Raw genomic sequence first — 20,313 nt, 5'->3', positions numbered from 1 at the left:
GCGGTTTTTAGTAAAAAGCAATGCACTTGAGCAAATATTGGCCGAAAGACGTATTTCCACACATTTTACTCACATCAAGCACACAAAATATTGTGTATAACTTCGCGTTAATACTGCCCAAAACCTTTACTCTCCTGCCCCAATTATATTGGACCAGAGGTGTTGCACTATGCGGAGCTATCAGACCAGTCAAACAATGAAATCTTGATAATGGGAGAATACGAGAGATTAGGGATACTTCTTCACAGCTATAGAAGTAGAAGTAGAAGTAGAAGTAGAAGTAGAAGTAGAAGTAGAAGTAGAAGTAGAAGTAGAAGTAGAAGTAGAAGTAGAAGTAGAAAAGCGTATTGCTCGCCCTGTAAATATCAATCGTAAGTTTCAATGGATATTTAGTAGGTTCTTGGGGAAAACTAATGGCATTAGAAAAATACAGATAAATAAAAAGCCAGGTTAAACCTGGCTTTTTATCCGAATGGACCGAGAGCGAATTACTCAGCTGTTTCTTCAGCAACTTGCTCTGGACGATCTACCAACTCGATGTAAGCCATAGGGGCTTTATCGCCAGCACGTACACCGCATTTCAGAATGCGAGTGTAACCGCCTGCACGAGAGGCAAAACGTGGACCCAGTTCATTGAACAGCTTCGCTACAACCGCGTCATTGCGGGTGCGAGCGAATGCAAGACGACGGTTAGCAACACTGTCGTTCTTTGCTAGGGTAATCAATGGCTCAATTACGCGACGCAGCTCTTTTGCCTTAGGCAGAGTAGTTTTGATAACTTCATGAGTTACCAGAGAGCTAGCCATGTTGCTGAACATCGCTTTGCGATGGCTGCTGTTGCGATTGAGTTGACGACCACTCTTACGATGGCGCATGACCTAATCCTTCTAACTAAGTAATCAGAATCTGATTAATCTTCAGCGATTGATGCTGGCGGCCAGTTTTCTAGGCGCATACCTAGAGACAGACCACGTGAAGCCAGCACGTCTTTAATTTCAGTCAAAGACTTCTTACCGAGGTTTGGCGTTTTAAGAAGCTCAACCTCAGTGCGCTGTACCAGATCACCGATGTAGTGGATCGCTTCTGCTTTCAAACAGTTAGCAGAGCGAACAGTTAGTTCAAGATCGTCTACAGGACGCAGTAGGATCGGATCGAACTCTGGCTTCTCTTCTTTCTCTTCAGGAACTCGTACATCACGCAGATCTACGAATGCATCCAATTGCTCAGCAAGAATCGTTGCTGCGCGACGAATAGCTTCCTCTGGATCAAGCGTACCATTGGTTTCCATATCGATAACCAGCTTGTCTAAGTCTGTACGTTGTTCAACACGTGCTGCTTCAACATTGTAAGCAATACGGTCTACTGGACTGAACGTTGCATCAACAAGCAAACGACCGATTGGGCGCTCGTCTTCTTCAGTGTGAATACGCGCTGACGCTGGTACATAGCCACGACCACGTTCTACCTTGATTCTCATACTGATTTCAGCATTTGAATCTGTCAGATGGCAGATTACGTGTTCTGGGTTCGCAATCTCAACACCACCGTCATGGGTGATGTCGCCTGCAACAACAGGGCCTGCACCAGACTTATTTAGGGTAAGGATAACTTCATCTTTACCCTCTACCTTAACGGCCAGGCCTTTAAGGTTAAGCAGGATTTCCAGGATATCTTCCTGTACGCCCTCTTTGGTGCTGTACTCGTGCAACACGCCGTCAATCTCTACTTCTGTCACTGCACAACCAGGCATAGACGACAGTAGGATGCGACGTAGAGCATTACCTAGGGTGTGACCAAAGCCACGCTCTAGCGGCTCAAGAGTTACTTTTGCGTGCGTCGAGCTAACTTGTTCGATGTCAACGAGACGCGGCTTAAGAAATTCTGTTACAGAACCCTGCATTGTGTCCTCTCTTTAGTTTAGCCTTACTTAGAGTAAAGCTCGACGATCAGGTGTTCGTTGATGTCAGCAGACAAATCTGAACGCTCTGGCAGACGCTTGAAAGTGCCTTCCATTTTGTTGCTGTCTACTTCGATCCAAGTTGGCAGCTCGCGCTGAGCAGCAATTTCAAGTGCTGCTTTGATGCGTGCTTGGTTTTTAGCTTTCTCACGAATGCTAATAACGTCGTTGGCCGTTACCTTGAAAGAAGGAACGTTAACCACTTTACCGTTAACCAAGATCGCTTTGTGGCTTACCAGCTGACGTGATTCTGCGCGAGTTGCACCGAAGCCCATGCGGTAAACTACATTGTCCAGACGACCTTCTAGAAGTTGCAGCAGATTTTCACCTGTGTTGCCTTTCAGGCGAGCAGCTTCTTTGTAGTAGTTACGGAATTGTTTTTCCAGTACGCCGTAGATGCGACGAACTTTTTGCTTCTCACGAAGCTGAACGCCGTAGTCAGACAGACGACCACGACGTGCGCCGTGTACGCCTGGGGCGTTGTCAATTTTACACTTGGTATCAATCGCGCGTACGCCTGACTTCAGGAACAAGTCAGTACCTTCGCGACGGCTAAGCTTCAGCTTAGGACCCAAATATCTTGCCATGATCTTTCTCCAGAATTCTAAGAAACAGCGTTATACGCGACGTTTCTTAGGTGGACGACAACCGTTATGTGGGATTGGAGTCGCATCAACAATGTTAGTGATACGGAAACCAGCCGCATTCAGAGCGCGAATTGTAGATTCACGACCTGGACCTGGGCCCTTAACCATAACTTCCAGGTTCTTCAGGCCATATTCTTTAGCCATCTCACCACAACGCTCTGCAGCAACCTGTGCAGCAAACGGCGTTGATTTACGAGAACCACGGAAACCAGAACCACCTGCAGTTGCCCATGCAAGAGCATTACCTTGACGGTCAGTAATGGTTACGATTGTGTTGTTGAAAGACGCATGAATGTGCGCTACGCCGTCAGCAACTTGCTTGCGTACGCGTTTACGTGCGCGATTTGGTTGTTTAGCCATAGTACTTTACCTACCCCGATTATTTCTTGATCGGCTTGCGCGGACCCTTACGGGTACGAGCATTGGTCTTCGTACGCTGACCACGTAGTGGCAAGCTGCGACGATGACGCAAACCGCGGTAACAACCAAGGTCCATCAGACGCTTGATGTTCATGGAAACTTCACGACGTAGATCACCTTCTACAGTGTACTTGGCAACGCCATCACGCAGTAGATCGATCTGCTCTTCAGTTAGTTCACTGATCTTAGTGCTTTCAGCAATACCAGTTTCAGCCAAGATAGCTTTTGAACGGGTTTTACCGATGCCATAGATCGCAGTCAATGCGATTACAGCATGCTTCTGATCAGGAATGTTAATGCCTGCAATACGGGCCACTATTCACTCCTAGTACTTTATCAAGAAGAACCGCTGCAAAGCCCGTTTAGGATACGCAGCGGCCATACCACTTCTTTTGCACACACAAAAGGTGGGCTGGCTAATGTAGCCAGCCTGCCTAAATTTTGCAAGAAAAATATTCTGCTATTAGCCTTGGCGCTGCTTGTGCTTTGGCTCACTGCAAATCACGCGAACAACACCGTTACGCTTGATAACTTTACAGTTACGGCAGATTTTCTTAACGGAAGCACGAACTTTCATTGCTAAACTCCGTAAATGACAATCTGTTATCGGCCGTAGCCTTTCAGATTGGCTTTCTTCAACACGGACTCATATTGTTGAGACATCAGATGTGTCTGAACTTGAGCCATAAAGTCCATGATTACTACGACTACGATAAGTAGGGATGTGCCGCCGAAATAGAAGCGTACATTCCAAGCAATCATCATGAACTCGGGGATCAGACAGATAAAGGTAATGTACAACGCACCCGCTAGGGTCAGCCGTGTCATTACTTTATCAATGTACTTCGCAGTCTGCTCGCCCGGGCGAATACCAGGTACGAATGCACCAGACTTCTTCAGATTGTCTGCTGTCTCACGCGGGTTGAATACCAACGCCGTGTAGAAGAAACAGAAGAAGATAATCGCTGCAGCATAAAGAATTACATACAGTGGTTGCCCTGGGCTTAGTGCCAATGACACGTCTGCCAGCCAACCTAACTGCTCACTTTGGCCAAACCATTGAGCCAAAGTGCCTGGAAACAGGATAATACTTGATGCAAAAATCGCTGGAATTACGCCTGCCATGTTCAATTTTAATGGCAAGTGAGTGCTTTGCGCTGCAAAAACACGACGGCCTTGCTGACGCTTCGCGTAGTTGACGACAATTCGACGCTGACCACGCTCAACAAACACCACAAACGCAATTACCGCGAATGCAATTACCGCAATCAACAGAAGAAGAAGCACGTGCAATTCACCTTGACGCGCTTGCTCCGCTGTCTGTCCGATAGCGGATGGTAATCCTGCAACGATACCCGCAAAGATAATAAGGGAAATACCGTTACCAATACCACGCTCAGTGATCTGCTCACCTAACCACATCAAGAACATGGTACCAGTGACCAGACTCACAACAGCGGTAAAGTAGAACCCAAGGCCAGGGTTAACCACAAGCCCAGGAATCATACTTGGCAAGCCCGTAGCGATACCAATCGCCTGGAACGTTGCCAACACCAGCGTACCGTAGCGGGTGTACTGGCTAATCTTGCGACGGCCAGACTCCCCTTCCTTCTTCAACTCAGCCAAGGCTGGATGAACCACCGTGAGCAGCTGGACAATAATCGATGCCGAAATATACGGCATGATACCCAGCGCCAGGATAGAAGCACGCTCAAGAGCACCACCAGAGAACATGTTAAACAGTTCAATGATGGTGCCTTGTTGCTGTTCGAACAGATCGGCAAGTACAGCAGCGTCAATACCAGGAATTGGCACAAAAGAACCGGCACGGAAAACCAATAACGCGCCTACCACAAACAGTAGACGGCTTTTCAGCTCCGCAAGTCCACCTTTTGCACTACTAAAATTTTGTCCTGGTTGTTTTGCCATCTGTACCTCGTCCTCGAGCTAATTATTCCTCGATTTTACCGCCAGCAGCTTCGATTGCAGCTTTAGCGCCTTTAGTAACGCGAAGACCTTTAACAGTCACTGAGCGAGCGATCTCACCAGACAGTACGATTTTCGCCGTACGGATGTCTTTAGTGATCACGTTAGCTGCTTTCAGTGTCTCAAGACTTACTACGTCACCATCAACTTTAGCCAGTTCGCTCAAGCGAACTTCCGCTGCAGTCAGGCTCTTACGAGAAGTAAAACCAAATTTTGGCAGACGCTGTTTCAAAGGCATTTGACCGCCTTCAAAACCTGGGCGTACAGAACCACCTGAACGTGATTTCTGACCTTTGTGACCACGGCCACCTGTTTTACCCAGGCCTGAACCGATACCACGGCCAACGCGCTTCTTAGAAGGCTTTGAACCTGCAGCCGGAGATAGAGTATTCAGACGCATTGTGATTACTCCTCCACTTTAACCATGTAGTAAACTTGATTGATCATGCCGCGTACGCAAGCAGTATCTTCAAGTTCAACAGTGTGGTTGATGCGACGTAGGCCCAAGCCACGCAGGGTAGCTTTGTGTTTCGGCAAACGACCGATTGAGCTACGAGTCTGAGTTACTTTGATTGTTTTAGCCATGTCGAATTACCCCAGAATTTCGTTTACAGGCAGACCACGCTTAGCAGCTACCATTTCTGGAGACTTCATACCACCCAGACCATCGATCGTTGCACGAACGATGTTGATTGGGTTGGTAGAACCGTATGCTTTTGCCAGAACGTTGCGAACACCCGCAACTTCCAGAACTGCACGCATCGCACCACCTGCGATGATACCTGTACCTTCTGATGCTGGCTGCATGTACACTTTAGAACCAGTGTGGCGGCCTTTAACAGCGTGGTGCAGCGTACCGTCGTTCAGCGCAACAGTAACCATGTTACGGCGCGCTTTTTCCATTGATTTTTGGATAGCAGCAGGCACTTCACGGGCTTTACCGTAACCGAAACCTACGCGACCATTGCCATCACCCACTACAGTCAGAGCGGTGAAGCTGAAGATGCGACCACCTTTAACCGTTTTAGATACACGGTTAACAGCAATCAGCTTCTCATGCAAATCACTTTGTTGTTTATCGTTAGCCATCTTTCCGCCTACCTTAGAATTTCAGACCAGCTTCACGGGCAGCTTCTGCCAGTGCAGCCACACGGCCGTGGTATTGGAAACCGGAACGGTCAAAAGCAACAGTCTCGATGCCTTTTTCCTTCGCACGCTCAGCAATAGCTTTACCTACAGCTGCCGCTGCGTCTTTGTTACCGGTGCTTTTCACTTGCTCACGGATCGCTTTTTCTACGGTAGAAGCAGCTGCGATTACTTCGGAGCCATTTGCCGCGATAACCTGTGCGTACACGTGACGTGGAGTACGGTGTACCACTAGGCGAGTCGCACCCAGTTCAGCAATCTTGCGACGCGCTCGGGTCGCACGACGGATACGAGCAATTTTCTTATCCATAGTGTTACCTTACTTCTTCTTAGCTTCTTTAGTACGCACAACTTCGTCAGCGTAACGAACACCTTTACCTTTGTAAGGCTCTGGCTGACGGTATGCACGGATATCAGCAGCGACTTGACCAATCAATTGTTTGTCTGTACCAGTCAAAACAATTTCAGTTTGGCTTGGGCATTCTGCTTTGATGCCTGCAGGCAGTTCATGTTCAACAGGGTGTGAGAAGCCCAGAGTCAGAGCGACTGCGTTACCCTTCATTGACGCACGATAACCAACACCTTTCAGGATCAGTTTCTTGGTATAGCCTTCAGTAACACCAACAACCATGTTGTTCACCAGTGCACGTGCGGTACCTGCTTGAGCATTAGCTTTAGCTACACCTTCACGTGGGGCAAACGTCACAGCATTGTCTTCTAGGCTGACTACCACTGCATTGTTGATAACGCGGGTCAATTCACCTTTGCTACCTTTTACAGTGATTTCCTGACCGTTCAGTTTCACCTCTACGCCGGCAGGAATAACTACGGGTGCTTTTGCAACACGAGACATTTCCTACTCCTTATGCTACGTAGCAGATGATTTCACCGCCCAGACCCGCTTTGCGAGCTGCGCGGTCGGTCATCAAACCTTTTGAAGTTGATACTACAGCAATACCCAGACCACCCATTACAGAAGGCAGCTCATCTTTTTTCTTGTAGATGCGCAGACCTGGACGGCTTACACGCTGGATTTGCTCGATAACTGGTTTAGCTTCGAAGTACTTTAGAGTAACTTCCAGCTCAGGCTTAACTTCGCCAGAAACAGCGTAGTCAGCCACATAACCTTCAGCTTTCAGTAGCTCAGCAATTGCCACTTTCAGCTTTGACGAAGGCATCTTAACAGCAACTTTCGCTGCTGCCTGACCGTTGCGGATGCGGGTCAGCATATCCGAAATCGGATCTTGCATGCTCATAAGTCTTTACTCCCGTGATTCAATTACCAGCTTGCCTTACGCAGACCCGGAATCTCGCCTTTCATGCAAGCTTCACGAACCTTGATTCGGCTCAGGCCGAATTTGCGTAGGTAGCCATGTGGACGACCAGTCTGGTTGCAGCGGTTACGCTGACGAGACTTAGCAGAATCACGCGGAAGAGTTTGAAGCTTCAGGACTGCATCCCAACGCTCTTCTTCAGACGCATTAACATTTTTGATGATAGCTTTCAGTGCTGCACGCTTCTCAGCGAACTTTGCTACCAGCTTCGCGCGTTTTACTTCGCGCGCTTTCATTGATTGCTTAGCCATTACAGTAACCCTTCACCTTACTTACGGAATGGGAAGTTAAAGGCAGCCAGCAGAGCTTGACCTTCCTCATCAGTCGCCGCTGAGGTCGTGATAGTGATATCAAGACCACGGATACGATCTACTTTGTCGTAGTCGATCTCTGGGAAGATGATTTGCTCACGAACGCCCATGCTATAGTTACCGCGACCGTCGAAAGATTTCGAACTAACGCCACGGAAGTCACGCACACGTGGAAGAGCGATTGAAATCAGACGCTCCAAGAAATCCCACATACGCTCGCCACGCAGGGTTACTTTACAACCAATTGGGTAGCCCTCACGGATCTTGAAGCCAGCAACTGATTTACGTGCTTTTGTGATCAGCGGCTTTTGACCTGAGATAGAAGCCAGGTCTGATGCTGCGTTTTCAAGCAGTTTTTTATCGTTGATTGCTTCGCCCACACCCATGTTCAGGGTGATCTTTTCGATCCTTGGGACTTGCATGATACTCTTGTATTTGAACTTTTCAGTCAGTTCTTTTACAACAGTCTCTTTGTAGTAATCATGCAGTTTCGCCATAGTGTACTACTCCAGAATTACTTGATAGTTTCGCCATTCGATTTGAAGAAACGCACTTTTTTGCCGTCTTCGAATCGGAAGCCTACACGGTCTGCTTTACCAGTTGCAGCGTTGTAGATAGCCACGTTAGAAACGTCCACTGCAGCTTCTTTTTCTACGATGCCACCTTGGATGCCCAGAGCCGGTACAGGCTTCTGGTGTTTCTTAACCAGGTTAATACCTTCAACGATAACTTTACCGGTGGTCAGAACCTTCGTTACTTTACCTTTCTTGCCTTTGTCTTTACCAGCAAGAAGGATAACTTCGTCGTTACGACGGATTTTAGCTGCCATTTTAACCGCTCCTTACAGAACTTCTGGCGCCAGAGACACAATCTTCATGAACTTATCGCCACGAAGTTCGCGTGTCACAGGGCCAAAGATACGAGTACCGATTGGTTGCTCAGTATTGTTATTCAACAGTACGCAAGCATTACGGTCGAAGCGAATGACAGAGCCGTCTGGACGACGAACGCCTTTACGGGTGCGAACTACAACCGCCTTCAGGACATCACCTTTTTTTACTTTACCGCGTGGGATTGCATCTTTAACGGTAACTTTGATGATATCGCCGATATGGGCGTAGCGACGGTGTGAACCACCCAGCACCTTAATACACATTACACTGCGAGCGCCGGAATTATCGGCTGCATCCAGCATACTTTGCATTTGGATCATTGTTAGTGCTCCGCTGTTATTACATCTAGACCCATCTCGGGTCGGGCTGCCTCATTACAAGGGCGGCGAATAATAACACTATTTTTTGAAGATGGGTAGATAAAAAATAAACGGCCCCAGAAAAGGAGCCGCTTCGTTTTTATCGCCGGAAAGCTACCTTACAGGCGTGCTTTCTCAACTACGCGTACCAATGTGTGAGACTTAGTCTTCGACAGTGGACGGCACTCACGGATTTCAACGGTATCGCCTTCTGCGCACTCGTTGTTTTCATCGTGAACGTGCAGTTTAGTAGTCTGACGAACAAACTTACCGTAGATTGGGTGTTTCACAAAACGCTCAATCGCAACAACGATAGATTTATCCATCTTGTCGCTCACTACACGACCTTGTTGAGTACGGATTTTGTCGCTCATTATGCGTTGCCCTTCTGGTTCAGAACGGTTTTAACACGTGCGATATCGCGACGAACGTTCTTCAGAGTGTGAGTTTGCTGAAGTTGACCAGTAGCCGCTTGCATGCGCAGATTGAATTGCTCACGCAGCAGACCCAGCAGTTCTTCATTCAGCTGCTCAACGCTCTTTTCGCGAAGTTCTTGTGCTTTCATCACATCACCGCCTTAGTTACGAAAGTGGTTTTGATAGGTAGTTTACGAGAAGCCAGCTCAAATGCTTCGCGAGCAAGGCTTTCAGAAACACCATCCATCTCGTACAGGACTTTACCTGGTTGGATTTGTGCAACCCAGTAGCTCACAGAACCCTTACCTTTACCCTGACGAACTTCCAGTGGTTTGGTAGTGATTGGCTTGTCTGGGAACACACGGATCCAGATTTGACCCTGACGCTTGATGTGACGAGTCATAGCACGACGTGCAGCTTCGATCTGACGTGCAGTGATACGACCACGACCAACAGCTTTCAGGCCGAAGGTACCGAAGCTTATGTCAGTACCTGCAGCAAGACCGCGGTTACGACCCTTATGCGTCTTGCGGAACTTAGTACGTTTTGGTTGAAGCATCGATAGACTCCTTACTTACGGCCTTTACGCTGCTTCTTAGGCTTCTCAGCCTGAGGCTCTGCTACTGGCATACCGCCCAGAACTTCGCCTTTGAAGATCCAAACTTTGATACCAATTACACCATAAGTGGTGTGAGCCGAAGAAGTTGCGTAATCAATGTCAGCACGAAGTGTGTGCAGTGGCACACGACCTTCACGGTACCATTCGGTACGAGCAATTTCAGCACCGCCAAGACGGCCGCTTACTTCCACTTTGATACCTTTGGCACCCAGACGCATTGCGTTTTGTACCGCACGCTTCATAGCACGGCGGAACATTACACGACGCTCTAGCTGAGACGCGATGCTGTCACCAACCAGTTGTGCGTCAAGCTCAGGCTTGCGTACTTCTGCGATGTTGATTTGAGCAGGAACACCTGCCAGTTGTGCAACGCGAGCGCGCAGTTTTTCTACGTCTTCGCCTTTCTTACCGATAACAACACCTGGACGAGCGGTGTGGATAGTCACACGGATGCTCTTCGCAGGACGTTCGATAACGATACGAGAAACAGACGCTTTAGACAGTTCTTTAGTCAAGAACTGACGTACCTTGAAGTCGCCGTCTAGGTTATCAGCGAAATCTTGGCTGTTAGCAAACCAAGTGGAATTCCATGGCTTACAGATGCCAAGACGAATACCATTAGGATGTACTTTTTGACCCATTGCTTTCTCTCCTCGTCTCTTAGCGGTCTGCTACAACAACAGTGATGTGGCTAGAACGCTTCAAGATGCGATCGGCACGGCCTTTTGCACGAGGCATGATGCGCTTCATGACTGGGCCTTCGTCAACGAAGATTTTCGCGACAGACAGATCATCGATGTCTGCGCCTTCGTTATGCTCAGCGTTTGCAATTGCAGACTCCAGCACTTTCTTGATCAAAGTTGCAGCTTTTTTGTCGCTGAAAGTCAGGATCTCGATAGCTTGTGCAACGTTTTTACCGCGCACTTGGTCTGCTACCAAACGTGCTTTCTGAGGCGAAATACGAGCAAAGCGATGTTTAGCAATAGCTTCCATATCTTAACTCCTTAACGCTTCTTAGCTTTCTTATCCGCAGCGTGGCCGCGGTAAGTACGTGTTGGTGCAAATTCGCCCAGCTTGTGACCGATCATCTCATCAGTGATGAAAACAGGTACGTGCTGACGACCATTATGGACAGCGATGGTCAAACCGATCATCTGAGGGATGATCATTGAACGACGGGACCAAGTCTTAACAGGCTTCTTGTCACCGCTTTCCACCGCTTTCTCTACCTTCTTCAGCAAGTGCAGGTCAATAAAAGGACCTTTCTTGAGAGAACGTGGCATGGCTTATCCTCTGATATAAATTACTTGTTACGACGACGTACGATGTACTTGTCGGTACGTTTGTTCTTACGGGTCTTGAAGCCTTTAGTTGGCATACCCCAAGGAGATACTGGGTGACGACCGCCCGAAGTACGACCTTCACCACCACCGTGTGGGTGATCTACCGGGTTCATTGCAACACCACGTACTGTTGGACGGACGCCCTTCCAGCGAGTAGCACCTGCTTTACCCAGTTCACGCAGCATGTGTTCTGCGTTACCCACTTCACCAATGGTCGCACGACCTTCAGAAAGAACTTTACGCATCTCACCAGAACGCAGACGAATCGTCACATATGCGCCATCGCGAGCTACTATTTGTGCGTATGCACCTGCTGAACGAGCCAGCTGTGCACCCTTGCCAGGCTTCAGTTCAACGTTGTGAACTGTAGAACCGACTGGGATGTTGCGCATTGGTAGGGCGTTACCTACTTTGATCGCAGCATCTGAACCAGATTGGATCTGGTCACCAGCTTTCAGACCTTTAGGTGCAATGATGTAACGACGCTCGCCGTCTGCGTACAGAACCAGTGCGATGTTCGCGCTACGGTTTGGATCGTATTCCAGACGCTCAACTTTCGCTGGGATGCCGTCTTTAGTACGTTTGAAGTCAATTACACGGTAGTGTTGCTTATGACCACCACCGATGTGACGTACAGTGATACGACCGTTGTTGTTGCGGCCACCCGTCTTCTGGTTTTTCTCCAGAAGCGGCGCGTAAGGCTTACCTTTGTACAGGTCAGCGTTAACAACTTTAACAACGTGACGACGACCCGGTGAAGTAGGCTTACATTTAACAATTGCCATTTTCTGTTACTCCTCCGTCTTACTCAGCGCCGCCAGCGAAGTCGATGTCTTGACCTTCTTTCAAGATAACGTACGCTTTTTTCACGTCAGAACGACGGCCTTGGCGCATACCTTGACGCTTGGTCTTACCCTTAGTGATAAGAGTATTTACAGACTTAACTTCAACTTCGAACAGTTTTTCAACTGCCGCTTTGATCTCTTTCTTGGTTGCATCCATCGCTACTTTGAAAACGATAGTGTTCGCGTTTTCAGCAGCCATGGTTGCTTTTTCAGAGATGTGCGGAGCACGTAGAACTTTCAGGATACGCTCTTCAGTGATCATCCCAGCATCTCCTCAACTTGCTTAACTGCAGCTGCAGTCATAACTACTTTGTCGAAAGCGATCAGGCTAACTGGGTCGATGCCTGCTGCGTCACGAACGTCAACCTTGTACAGGTTACGCGCTGCTAGGAACAGGTTTTCATCAACTTCTGCAGTTACGATCAGAGCTTCTGTCAGCTCAAGCTCTTTCAGCTTAGCGATCAGCTCTTTAGTTTTTGGTGCTGCTACTGAGAAGTTATCAACAACGATCAGGCGCTCTTGACGAACCAGCTCAGACAGAATGCTCTTCAGAGCACCACGGTACATTTTCTTGTTAACTTTCTGGCTGTGGTCCTGTGGACGAGCTGCGAAAGTTACACCACCCGAGCGCCAAATTGGGCTACGGATTGTACCTGCACGGGCGCGACCAGTACCCTTCTGACGCCATGGCTTAGCACCGCCACCTGATACGTCTGAACGGGTTTTCTGAGCACGAGTACCTTGACGGGCACCAGCTGCGTATGCAACGACTACCTGGTGAACCAGAGCTTCGTTGAACTCACGCCCGAAGGTAGTTTCGGAAACAGTTAGCGCATCAGCGCCTTTTACTACCAATTCCATTACTATCTCCTCGACGTTACGCTTTAACGGCTGGTTTAACGATCACGTTGCTGCCAGTCGCACCTGGTACTGCACCTTTGATAAGAAGCAGTTTGCGCTCAGCGTCAACACGTACGATCTCAAGGTTCTGAGTAGTAACACGCTCAGCACCCATGTGACCTGCCATTTTCTTGCCTTTGAATACGCGACCTGGAGTCTGACATTGACCGATAGAACCAGGAGCACGGTGAGACAAAGAGTTACCGTGGGTCATATCTTGGGTGCGGAAGTTCCAACGCTTAACCGCGCCTTGGAAGCCTTTACCTTTAGATGTGCCAGTAACGTCTACTTTTTTGATGTCAGCGAACAGATCGACATTCAGCTCAGCGCCTACTTCGAATTCTTCGCCGTTTTCCAGACGGAATTCCCACAGACCGCGACCAGCTTCAACACCTGCTTTCGCAAAGTGACCAGCTTCTGGCTTAGTGATACGGCTTGCTTTCTTAACGCCTGTAGTTACTTGGATAGCAGAGTAACCATCAACTTCAGGAGTACGTACCTGAGTAACGCGGTTAGTTTCTACTTCTACAACGGTTACAGGGATAGAAACGCCTTCTTCAGTGAAGATGCGAGTCATGCCCACTTTACGACCGACTAGACCAATCATTATTAACTCCCCTCTTAACCTAGGCTGATTTGAACATCAACGCCCGCAGCAAGGTCAAGACGCATCAGAGCATCAACAGTTTTATCTGTTGGTTCAACGATGTCGATCAGACGCTTGTGAGTACGGATTTCGTACTGATCACGCGCATCTTTGTTTACGTGCGGAGAGATAAGAACGGTGAAGCGCTCTTTACGGGTTGGCAGTGGGATTGGACCACGTACCTGCGCACCAGTGCGCTTAGCGGTTTCAACGATTTCCGCGGTAGACTGGTCGATCAAACGGTGATCGAAAGCCTTCAGGCGGATACGGATACGTTGGTTCTGCATTAGACAGAGCTCCAAATTAAAAAAATACACAAACAATATCGCCACTCAGCCCTGTCAAGACAAGGGAATGCCGATTGATTTATGTGAAACCGTAGTATCAAGATCTGATACATTGTCAGTCATTTTATATGACTGCGAACATAAGCGGAGTGTACATTACCGACCTCATCAGACAATGTCTATAGCGATGGGTCTTCCTCCTGTGCTCATTGGTTCACAACTGCGCATGTGAAACGAATTGTTTCGGCAGTGCGGGGCATTATACAGATCACAAATCCGTTTGCAAGTGTGGTTTAAAAAATAATCAGGGAACTACCACGCAGTGGGTAGTGCGTTAGTGAACAGCTATAGATCCACCCCATTTTCTTTCCACACGGGGATCAGGTATCGTCACACTCTATGATTTGCGCCTGGTTGTAATTTTGAATGCCGACTTTTTCAATAAGGCCAAGTTGAGTTTCAAGCCAATCTACGTGCTCTTCTTCATCTTCAAGAATGTCCTGAAACAGATCACGCGATACATAGTCACGTACACTTTCAGCATATTCGATGGCATCACGCAGATCGGGGATAGCATCCATCTCTAACGCCAAATCACACTCAAGCATTTCTTGTGTGTCTTCTCCAATACGTAACTTTCCCAAATCCTGTAAATTTGGGACCCCCTCTAAAAAAAGGATACGTTCAATCAAGTCATCCGCATGTTTCATCTCATCGATTGACTCTTGATACTCTTTCTCTGCAATGACGCTTAAGCCCCAATCTTTATACATACGGGCATGCAGGAAATACTGATTAATGGCAATCAGTTCGTTGGCGAGAATGTTGTTGAGATGTTGGATGATTTTAAGATCGGCTTTCATCAGGCGCACTCCTTTACTCGGCATCTATTAAAAATAGAACCGCGCAGCGGCCTGTCAATGCTAAATACGTGTTACAAATTCAGCATGCCTGCTTATACAGTGAATTGGCTGTGGCTTCTTGCAAAAGCTCTTTAGTTGGACGAATGCATTTACCACACTGTGAGCCCAATGGGGTCATCTTACGAATTCCACGAATATCAGTCACACCCTGTTCGTAAGCAAGCTTCTTGATCACTTTGTCAGAAATTCCATGGCAAAGGCAAACATACATTTTGTTTTTCTCGTAACATGAATCTAACAATAAATATAAACAATAATGGTTCGTATTTCTAATCAATTTGTCCAATTAATGTTCTTTTTCTGAACGGGAAAAGGCAATTAAAAGGAATGGTGTTTTCACCGCTCTAAACGTAAAAAAGGACGCCGAAGCGTCCTTTCTCTGACATTGTGCTGTCAACGCTAAAATTAAGCGATGATCTTAGCAACAACACCTGCACCAACGGTACGGCCACCTTCACGGATTGCGAAGCGCAGACCTTCGTCCATTGCGATTGGCGCGATCAGCTCAACGATCATCTTGATGTTGTCGCCTGGCATTACCATCTCAACGCCTTCTGGCAGTTCGATAGTACCGGTCACGTCAGTTGTACGGAAGTAGAACTGTGGACGGTAGCCTTTGAAGAACGGAGTATGACGGCCGCCTTCGTCTTTAGACAGAACGTATACTTCTGATTCGAACTTGGTGTGAGGAGTGATAGAACCTGGTTTCGCCAGTACTTGACCACGCTCAACTTCGTCACGCTTGGTACCACGCAGCAGAACACCTACGTTCTCACCTGCACGGCCTTCGTCCAGAAGCTTACGGAACATTTCAACACCGGTACAAGTGGTCTTGGTGGTCTCACGAATACCAATGATTTCAACTTCGTCACCGACAGTGATAACACCTTGCTCAACACGACCGGTTACAACTGTACCACGGCCTTGGATTGAGAATACGTCTTCGATTGGCAGGATGAATGGCTTGTCGATCGCACGCTCTGGCTCTGGAATGTAAGAATCCAGCGCTTCTGCCAGTTCGATGATCTTCGCTTCCCACTCAGCTTCACCGTTCAGTGCACCCAGTGCAGAACCGCGAATAACTGGGCAGTCGTCGCCTGGGAAGTCGTACTCAGACAGCAGCTCACGCACTTCCATCTCTACCAGTTCCAGCAGCTCTTCGTCGTCAACCATGTCACACTTGTTCATGAAAACAAGGATGTATGGAATACCTACCTGGCGACCCAGCAGGATGTGCTCACGAGTTTGTGGCATTGGACCGTCAGTTGCCGCAACAACCAGGATACCACCGTCCATTTGCGCAGCACCGGTGATCATGTTTTTCACATAGTCAGCGTGTCCTGGGCAGTCTACGTGCGCGTAGTGACGTGAAGGAGTATCGTACTCTACGTGTGAAGTAGAGATAGTAATACCACGCTCACGCTCTTCTGGTGCGTTGTCGATAGATGCGAAGTCACGCGCTGCACCGCCGTAGTTTTTCGCCAGTACAGTACAGATTGCTGCGGTCAGAGTAGTTTTACCGTGGTCAACGTGGCCGATAGTACCAACGTTAACGTGCGGTTTCGTACGTTCAAATTTTTCTTTAGACACGATCGTGTTCCTTCCTAGTTGTGAGCCGCACTCACCGTCGTAAGTGCGATCAGAAGTTTTTATCAATGCGGGCCAATAATGCCAGCATTAAAACCGCCTATCAATCAAGAACGCTCTGCGATGATTGAATCAGCGATGTTCTTTGGAACTTCAGCGTATTCACTGAACTCCATAGAGTAAGATGCGCGGCCCTGAGTCGCTGAACGCAAGTCAGTTGCGTAACCAAACATCTCAGCCAGTGGGACCTGTGCGCGGATGATCTTCAAGCCGGCTGGACCTTCATCCATACCACCAATCAGACCACGGCGACGGTTTAGATCACCGACTACGTCACCCATCCAGTCTTCTGGCGTGGTGACTTCCACTTTCATCATGGGCTCAAGAATGACAGGTTGTGCTTCAAGCGCACCTTTCTTGAACGCCATCGATGCAGCGATCTTAAACGCCATTTCGTTGGAGTCAACATCGTGGTAAGAGCCATCAAACAAGGTCGCTTTTACATCAAGCACTGGGTAGCCAGCCAATACACCGCTACTCATTTGTTCTTCAACGCCCTTGCTGACAGCACCGATGTATTCCTTCGGCACCACACCACCAACGATTTCATCTACGAAAACAAAGCCTTCACCTGGTTCAGATGGCTCCAGTTTCAGCCATACATGACCGTACTGACCACGGCCACCAGACTGTTTGATAAACTTGCCTTCGACTTCAGTCTTACCACGGATGGTTTCACGGTACGCCACTTGTGGCTTACCTACATTACATTCAACGCTGAACTCACGACGCATACGGTCTACGATGATGTCGAGGTGAAGCTCGCCCATGCCGGAAATCAGGGTCTGGCCTGACTCATCATCAGTTTCAACGCGGAATGATGGATCTTCTGCTGCCAGTTTACCCAGCGCAATACCCATTTTTTCCTGGTCAGCTTTAGAGCGTGGCTCTACGGCGATCTGAATGACCGGCTCAGGGAAATCCATACGCTCAAGAATCACCTTAGCGTCTTGTGCACACAGGGTGTCCCCGGTTGTGACATCTTTCAGACCAATGGCCGCAGCGATATCACCGGCACGAATCTCTTTGATTTCTTCACGCTTGTTCGCATGCATCTGTACGATTCGGCCAAAGCGCTCACGCTTTTGCTTCACTGAGTTGTATACAGTATCGCCCGTGTTCACCACGCCTGAGTAAACACGCAGGAATGTCAGGCTACCCACGAATGGGTCGGTAGCAATTTTGAATGCCAGCGCTGAAAACGGTTCGTTGTCATCAGAATGACGTTCGATCTCGTTACCGTCTTCGTCTTCACCTTTGATCGCTTTCACATCAACAGGGGAAGGAAGGAACTCAATCACCGCATCCAGTACCGCCTGCACACCTTTGTTCTTAAATGCTGACCCACAGGTCGCCAGTACGATTTCGTTATTCAGTGTACGTTCACGCAGAGCTTGCTTGATTTCGGCTTCGGTCAGTTCGACACCTTCGAGGTACTTGTCCATCAGCTCTTCATTTGCCTCAGCTGCGGCTTCTACCAGATTCTGGTGCCACTCTTCAGCCAGCTCTTGCATGTCTGCCGGGATGTCTTCATAGGTGAAGCTCATGCCCTGGTCAGCTTCGCTCCAGTTAATCGCCTTCATCTTGATAAGGTCGATAACACCGCGGAAGTTTTCTTCAGCACCGATATTCAGGTGAATAGGCACTGGGGTTGCGCCCAGTCGAACTTTAATTTGTTCAACCACACGCAGGAAATCTGCACCTGCACGGTCCATCTTGTTGACGAACACGATACGGGGAACTTCATATTTGTCAGCCTGGCGCCAAACGGTCTCAGACTGAGGTTCAACACCGGAAGAACCACAGAATACAACTACGGCACCATCCAATACGCGCAGAGAACGCTCTACCTCAATGGTAAAATCAACGTGTCCTGGGGTATCAATGATGTTGATGCGGTGCTCAGGGAATTGTGCATCCATACCGCGCCAGAAAGTTGTAGTCGCAGCAGAGGTGATGGTGATACCACGCTCTTGCTCCTGCTCCATCCAGTCCATGGTTGCCGCACCATCGTGCACTTCACCAATTTTGTGGGAAAGACCGGTATAAAACAGGATACGCTCTGTTGTTGTAGTTTTACCTGCGTCTACGTGCGCACAGATACCGATGTTACGGTAGCGCTCAATAGGGGTTTTACGAGCCACAGTAGTATCCTCTTACTAAGGGTATCCTTAGAGTGTGGTTTAGGCGCGACCGGAGCCGCGCCCAAAAAGGCATTACCAGCGGTAATGAGCGAATGCTTTGTTCGCCTCTGCCATACGGTGAACGTCTTCACGTTTCTTAACGGCAGTACCTTTGTTCTCAGAGGCATCCAGCATTTCGTTAGCCAGACGCTGAGCCATAGATTTTTCACCACGCTTACGCGCAGCTTCAACCAACCAACGCATTGCCAGCGCGTTACGACGCACAGGGCGCACTTCTACTGGTACTTGGTAAGTTGAACCACCAACACGGCGAGATTTAACCTCTACCGCAGGGCGTACGTTTTCAAGAGCTTGCTCGAACACAGACAGGTGCTCTTTACCAGAACGCTCTGCCATAATGTCCAGTGCACCATAAACGATTTTTTCAGCAGTCGACTTTTTACCGTCAACCATTACGATGTTTACAAATTTTGCCAGCAGCTCTGATCCGAACTTTGGATCCGGCAGGATTTTACGCTGACCAATTACGCGACGACGTGGCATGGAAATTCTCCGTTGTCTTCTTCAGGTTTTATCCAAAACTTTTCAGTTTTTTCAAAATTACAAATTAATTAGTGTTTGGCCTTACTTAACGGATTCCATTAAGACTTAGGACGCTTCACACCGTACTTAGAACGACCTTGTTTACGGTCATTAACACCTGCACAGTCAAGTGCACCACGAACAGTGTGGTAACGCACACCTGGAAGGTCTTTAACACGACCACCACGGATCAGAACAACGCTGTGCTCTTGCAGGTTGTGACCTTCACCACCGATGTATGAAGTCACTTCATAACCGTTAGTCAGGCGAACACGGCAAACTTTACGCAGTGCCGAGTTAGGTTTTTTAGGCGTAGTGGTGTAAACACGAGTACATACACCACGTTTTTGCGGACACGCTTCCAGCGCAGGCACGTTGCTTTTTGCAACTTGCTTCATGCGTGGCTTGCGTACCAGCTGGTTAATAGTTGCCATTAAATAGCTCCTGATATTACTTACGTATAAGTGTGAAAAATCTATGCCCCACAAAAGTAGGGACGCGAAATTTTAGATGTCGTCAATTTGGGTGTCAAGATTTATACAACGATCTTTCCCCTGAACGTTTTATAACCGCCGCATTCCCAAGCCTTTACGCTAGTCGAAAACAGGCCTTTTCACCATGTCATTTGCGTGACATTCCGGACGGTAAGCTCAACAAACCCTTCCATATCAACAAGTTCAAATTGTGACGCGATCTGCGATCCGATCCCACGGGCTACGAGGTCCTCTTTCAGTACATAAATACGGCGTCCGGACGAAATCAGGCGCTCTTGCCACTCTCCGCCACAAACGGCTGCGATAACGGCATCTTCCAGCAACAGGATCTCACTGTGTTTTTCCGAATATCGCAGACAATGCTCCAGAGCTGAGGAGGAATACGGTGAATTTTTTACAATATGAAGCATGGCC

General features: G+C 48.3%; 35 protein-coding genes. All 35 read right to left on the bottom strand.

Annotation, left to right across the window (positions count from 1 at the left end):
* Positions 1-488: 488 nt before the first annotated feature.
* The gene (rplQ, locus tag AC6IB1_RS18605) at positions 489-875 is read right to left on the bottom strand and encodes a 50S ribosomal protein L17 (protein ID WP_497567833.1); all 387 of its coding nucleotides are present in this window, start codon (positions 873-875) and stop codon (positions 489-491) included.
* 35 nt (positions 876-910) lie between these two features.
* Positions 911-1,900 (bottom strand): DNA-directed RNA polymerase subunit alpha, encoded by a 990-nt coding sequence (locus AC6IB1_RS18600; protein ID WP_002541536.1) that lies wholly within the window; start codon positions 1,898-1,900, stop codon positions 911-913.
* 23 nt (positions 1,901-1,923) lie between these two features.
* Complete coding sequence (rpsD, locus tag AC6IB1_RS18595; RefSeq protein WP_005501237.1) at positions 1,924-2,544, bottom strand: 30S ribosomal protein S4; 621 nt, start codon at positions 2,542-2,544, stop codon at positions 1,924-1,926.
* Between the two features lie 30 nt (positions 2,545-2,574).
* Positions 2,575-2,964 carry a 30S ribosomal protein S11 gene (gene rpsK, locus AC6IB1_RS18590; protein ID WP_002541534.1) on the bottom strand — a complete coding sequence of 130 codons (390 nt, stop codon included), beginning with the start codon at positions 2,962-2,964 and terminating at the stop codon, positions 2,575-2,577.
* Between the two features lie 19 nt (positions 2,965-2,983).
* Positions 2,984-3,340: a 30S ribosomal protein S13 gene (rpsM, locus tag AC6IB1_RS18585; protein WP_002541533.1), complete on the bottom strand. Its 357-nt coding sequence runs from the start codon at positions 3,338-3,340 to the stop codon at positions 2,984-2,986.
* A 147-nt stretch (positions 3,341-3,487) separates the two neighbouring features.
* Entirely contained in the window at positions 3,488-3,601 is a 114-nt protein-coding gene (gene rpmJ / locus AC6IB1_RS18580; protein WP_000868186.1) for a 50S ribosomal protein L36, read from the bottom strand.
* A 26-nt stretch (positions 3,602-3,627) separates the two neighbouring features.
* Positions 3,628-4,953: a preprotein translocase subunit SecY gene (secY, locus tag AC6IB1_RS18575; protein WP_005501240.1), complete on the bottom strand. Its 1,326-nt coding sequence runs from the start codon at positions 4,951-4,953 to the stop codon at positions 3,628-3,630.
* Between the two features lie 22 nt (positions 4,954-4,975).
* Positions 4,976-5,410 (bottom strand): 50S ribosomal protein L15, encoded by a 435-nt coding sequence (gene rplO, locus AC6IB1_RS18570; RefSeq protein WP_005501241.1) that lies wholly within the window; start codon positions 5,408-5,410, stop codon positions 4,976-4,978.
* Between the two features lie 5 nt (positions 5,411-5,415).
* Positions 5,416-5,595 (bottom strand): 50S ribosomal protein L30, encoded by a 180-nt coding sequence (gene rpmD / locus AC6IB1_RS18565; protein WP_002541431.1) that lies wholly within the window; start codon positions 5,593-5,595, stop codon positions 5,416-5,418.
* Between the two features lie 6 nt (positions 5,596-5,601).
* Positions 5,602-6,099 (bottom strand): 30S ribosomal protein S5, encoded by a 498-nt coding sequence (gene rpsE / locus AC6IB1_RS18560; RefSeq protein ID WP_005501244.1) that lies wholly within the window; start codon positions 6,097-6,099, stop codon positions 5,602-5,604.
* A gap of 13 nt (positions 6,100-6,112) precedes the next feature.
* Positions 6,113-6,466 (bottom strand): 50S ribosomal protein L18, encoded by a 354-nt coding sequence (gene rplR, locus AC6IB1_RS18555; protein ID WP_005501245.1) that lies wholly within the window; start codon positions 6,464-6,466, stop codon positions 6,113-6,115.
* A gap of 9 nt (positions 6,467-6,475) precedes the next feature.
* On the bottom strand, positions 6,476-7,009 hold the full coding sequence (rplF, locus tag AC6IB1_RS18550) for a 50S ribosomal protein L6 (RefSeq protein ID WP_005501246.1): 534 nt from the start codon (positions 7,007-7,009) through the stop codon (positions 6,476-6,478).
* A gap of 10 nt (positions 7,010-7,019) precedes the next feature.
* Positions 7,020-7,412, bottom strand: a complete 393-nt coding sequence (gene rpsH / locus AC6IB1_RS18545) for a 30S ribosomal protein S8 (RefSeq protein ID WP_005501247.1) — start codon at positions 7,410-7,412, stop codon at positions 7,020-7,022.
* 23 nt (positions 7,413-7,435) lie between these two features.
* Entirely contained in the window at positions 7,436-7,741 is a 306-nt protein-coding gene (gene rpsN / locus AC6IB1_RS18540; protein ID WP_002541426.1) for a 30S ribosomal protein S14, read from the bottom strand.
* Between the two features lie 17 nt (positions 7,742-7,758).
* Positions 7,759-8,298, bottom strand: a complete 540-nt coding sequence (gene rplE, locus AC6IB1_RS18535; RefSeq protein ID WP_005501248.1) for a 50S ribosomal protein L5 — start codon at positions 8,296-8,298, stop codon at positions 7,759-7,761.
* A 17-nt stretch (positions 8,299-8,315) separates the two neighbouring features.
* Positions 8,316-8,630, bottom strand: coding sequence for a 50S ribosomal protein L24 (gene rplX / locus AC6IB1_RS18530; RefSeq protein WP_005501249.1), 315 nt, complete (start codon positions 8,628-8,630; stop codon positions 8,316-8,318).
* A gap of 12 nt (positions 8,631-8,642) precedes the next feature.
* Positions 8,643-9,014 (bottom strand): 50S ribosomal protein L14, encoded by a 372-nt coding sequence (gene rplN / locus AC6IB1_RS18525; protein ID WP_005501250.1) that lies wholly within the window; start codon positions 9,012-9,014, stop codon positions 8,643-8,645.
* A gap of 158 nt (positions 9,015-9,172) precedes the next feature.
* Positions 9,173-9,427 (bottom strand): 30S ribosomal protein S17, encoded by a 255-nt coding sequence (rpsQ, locus tag AC6IB1_RS18520; protein ID WP_005501254.1) that lies wholly within the window; start codon positions 9,425-9,427, stop codon positions 9,173-9,175.
* Positions 9,427-9,618 (bottom strand): 50S ribosomal protein L29, encoded by a 192-nt coding sequence (gene rpmC, locus AC6IB1_RS18515; RefSeq protein WP_002541421.1) that lies wholly within the window; start codon positions 9,616-9,618, stop codon positions 9,427-9,429. The genes rpsQ and rpmC overlap by 1 nt, the downstream gene beginning before the upstream one ends.
* Positions 9,618-10,028, bottom strand: a complete 411-nt coding sequence (gene rplP, locus AC6IB1_RS18510; RefSeq protein ID WP_005501256.1) for a 50S ribosomal protein L16 — start codon at positions 10,026-10,028, stop codon at positions 9,618-9,620. The genes rpmC and rplP overlap by 1 nt, the downstream gene beginning before the upstream one ends.
* An 11-nt stretch (positions 10,029-10,039) precedes the next feature.
* Positions 10,040-10,729, bottom strand: a complete 690-nt coding sequence (rpsC, locus tag AC6IB1_RS18505) for a 30S ribosomal protein S3 (protein WP_005501264.1) — start codon at positions 10,727-10,729, stop codon at positions 10,040-10,042.
* Between the two features lie 19 nt (positions 10,730-10,748).
* A complete protein-coding gene (gene rplV / locus AC6IB1_RS18500) occupies positions 10,749-11,081 on the bottom strand; it encodes a 50S ribosomal protein L22 (protein ID WP_005501278.1) in 333 nt (110 codons plus the stop codon).
* An 11-nt stretch (positions 11,082-11,092) separates the two neighbouring features.
* Positions 11,093-11,371, bottom strand: a complete 279-nt coding sequence (gene rpsS / locus AC6IB1_RS18495) for a 30S ribosomal protein S19 (RefSeq protein WP_002541417.1) — start codon at positions 11,369-11,371, stop codon at positions 11,093-11,095.
* Between the two features lie 20 nt (positions 11,372-11,391).
* Positions 11,392-12,216 (bottom strand): 50S ribosomal protein L2, encoded by an 825-nt coding sequence (gene rplB / locus AC6IB1_RS18490; protein WP_497567832.1) that lies wholly within the window; start codon positions 12,214-12,216, stop codon positions 11,392-11,394.
* 19 nt (positions 12,217-12,235) lie between these two features.
* Positions 12,236-12,538 (bottom strand): 50S ribosomal protein L23, encoded by a 303-nt coding sequence (gene rplW, locus AC6IB1_RS18485; RefSeq protein ID WP_005501280.1) that lies wholly within the window; start codon positions 12,536-12,538, stop codon positions 12,236-12,238.
* A complete protein-coding gene (gene rplD / locus AC6IB1_RS18480) occupies positions 12,535-13,137 on the bottom strand; it encodes a 50S ribosomal protein L4 (protein WP_005501281.1) in 603 nt (200 codons plus the stop codon). Before rplD ends, rplW begins: the two co-directional genes overlap by 4 nt.
* Positions 13,138-13,153: 16 nt before the next feature.
* Positions 13,154-13,783, bottom strand: coding sequence for a 50S ribosomal protein L3 (gene rplC / locus AC6IB1_RS18475; protein WP_005501282.1), 630 nt, complete (start codon positions 13,781-13,783; stop codon positions 13,154-13,156).
* A gap of 14 nt (positions 13,784-13,797) precedes the next feature.
* The gene (rpsJ, locus tag AC6IB1_RS18470) at positions 13,798-14,109 is read right to left on the bottom strand and encodes a 30S ribosomal protein S10 (protein ID WP_005501283.1); all 312 of its coding nucleotides are present in this window, start codon (positions 14,107-14,109) and stop codon (positions 13,798-13,800) included.
* Between the two features lie 380 nt (positions 14,110-14,489).
* Positions 14,490-14,972 carry a bacterioferritin gene (gene bfr / locus AC6IB1_RS18465; protein WP_497567831.1) on the bottom strand — a complete coding sequence of 161 codons (483 nt, stop codon included), beginning with the start codon at positions 14,970-14,972 and terminating at the stop codon, positions 14,490-14,492.
* A gap of 79 nt (positions 14,973-15,051) precedes the next feature.
* Positions 15,052-15,243, bottom strand: a complete 192-nt coding sequence (locus AC6IB1_RS18460; protein ID WP_497567830.1) for a (2Fe-2S)-binding protein — start codon at positions 15,241-15,243, stop codon at positions 15,052-15,054.
* Between the two features lie 194 nt (positions 15,244-15,437).
* Positions 15,438-16,622 carry an elongation factor Tu gene (gene tuf, locus AC6IB1_RS18455; RefSeq protein ID WP_005501288.1) on the bottom strand — a complete coding sequence of 395 codons (1,185 nt, stop codon included), beginning with the start codon at positions 16,620-16,622 and terminating at the stop codon, positions 15,438-15,440.
* A 104-nt stretch (positions 16,623-16,726) separates the two neighbouring features.
* Positions 16,727-18,823: an elongation factor G gene (fusA, locus tag AC6IB1_RS18450; protein WP_005501290.1), complete on the bottom strand. Its 2,097-nt coding sequence runs from the start codon at positions 18,821-18,823 to the stop codon at positions 16,727-16,729.
* A 72-nt stretch (positions 18,824-18,895) separates the two neighbouring features.
* Positions 18,896-19,366 carry a 30S ribosomal protein S7 gene (gene rpsG, locus AC6IB1_RS18445; protein WP_005501295.1) on the bottom strand — a complete coding sequence of 157 codons (471 nt, stop codon included), beginning with the start codon at positions 19,364-19,366 and terminating at the stop codon, positions 18,896-18,898.
* A gap of 98 nt (positions 19,367-19,464) precedes the next feature.
* Positions 19,465-19,839 carry a 30S ribosomal protein S12 gene (rpsL, locus tag AC6IB1_RS18440; RefSeq protein ID WP_005501297.1) on the bottom strand — a complete coding sequence of 125 codons (375 nt, stop codon included), beginning with the start codon at positions 19,837-19,839 and terminating at the stop codon, positions 19,465-19,467.
* A gap of 179 nt (positions 19,840-20,018) precedes the next feature.
* On the bottom strand, positions 20,019-20,309 hold the full coding sequence (tusB, locus tag AC6IB1_RS18435; RefSeq protein WP_497567829.1) for a sulfurtransferase complex subunit TusB: 291 nt from the start codon (positions 20,307-20,309) through the stop codon (positions 20,019-20,021).
* Positions 20,310-20,313 lie beyond the last annotated feature (4 nt).

This window comes from Grimontia sp. THUN1695, assembly GCF_059704325.2.
Note: the sequence above shows the minus strand (reverse complement) of the source record. Positions and strands in the feature narration are given on the sequence as shown.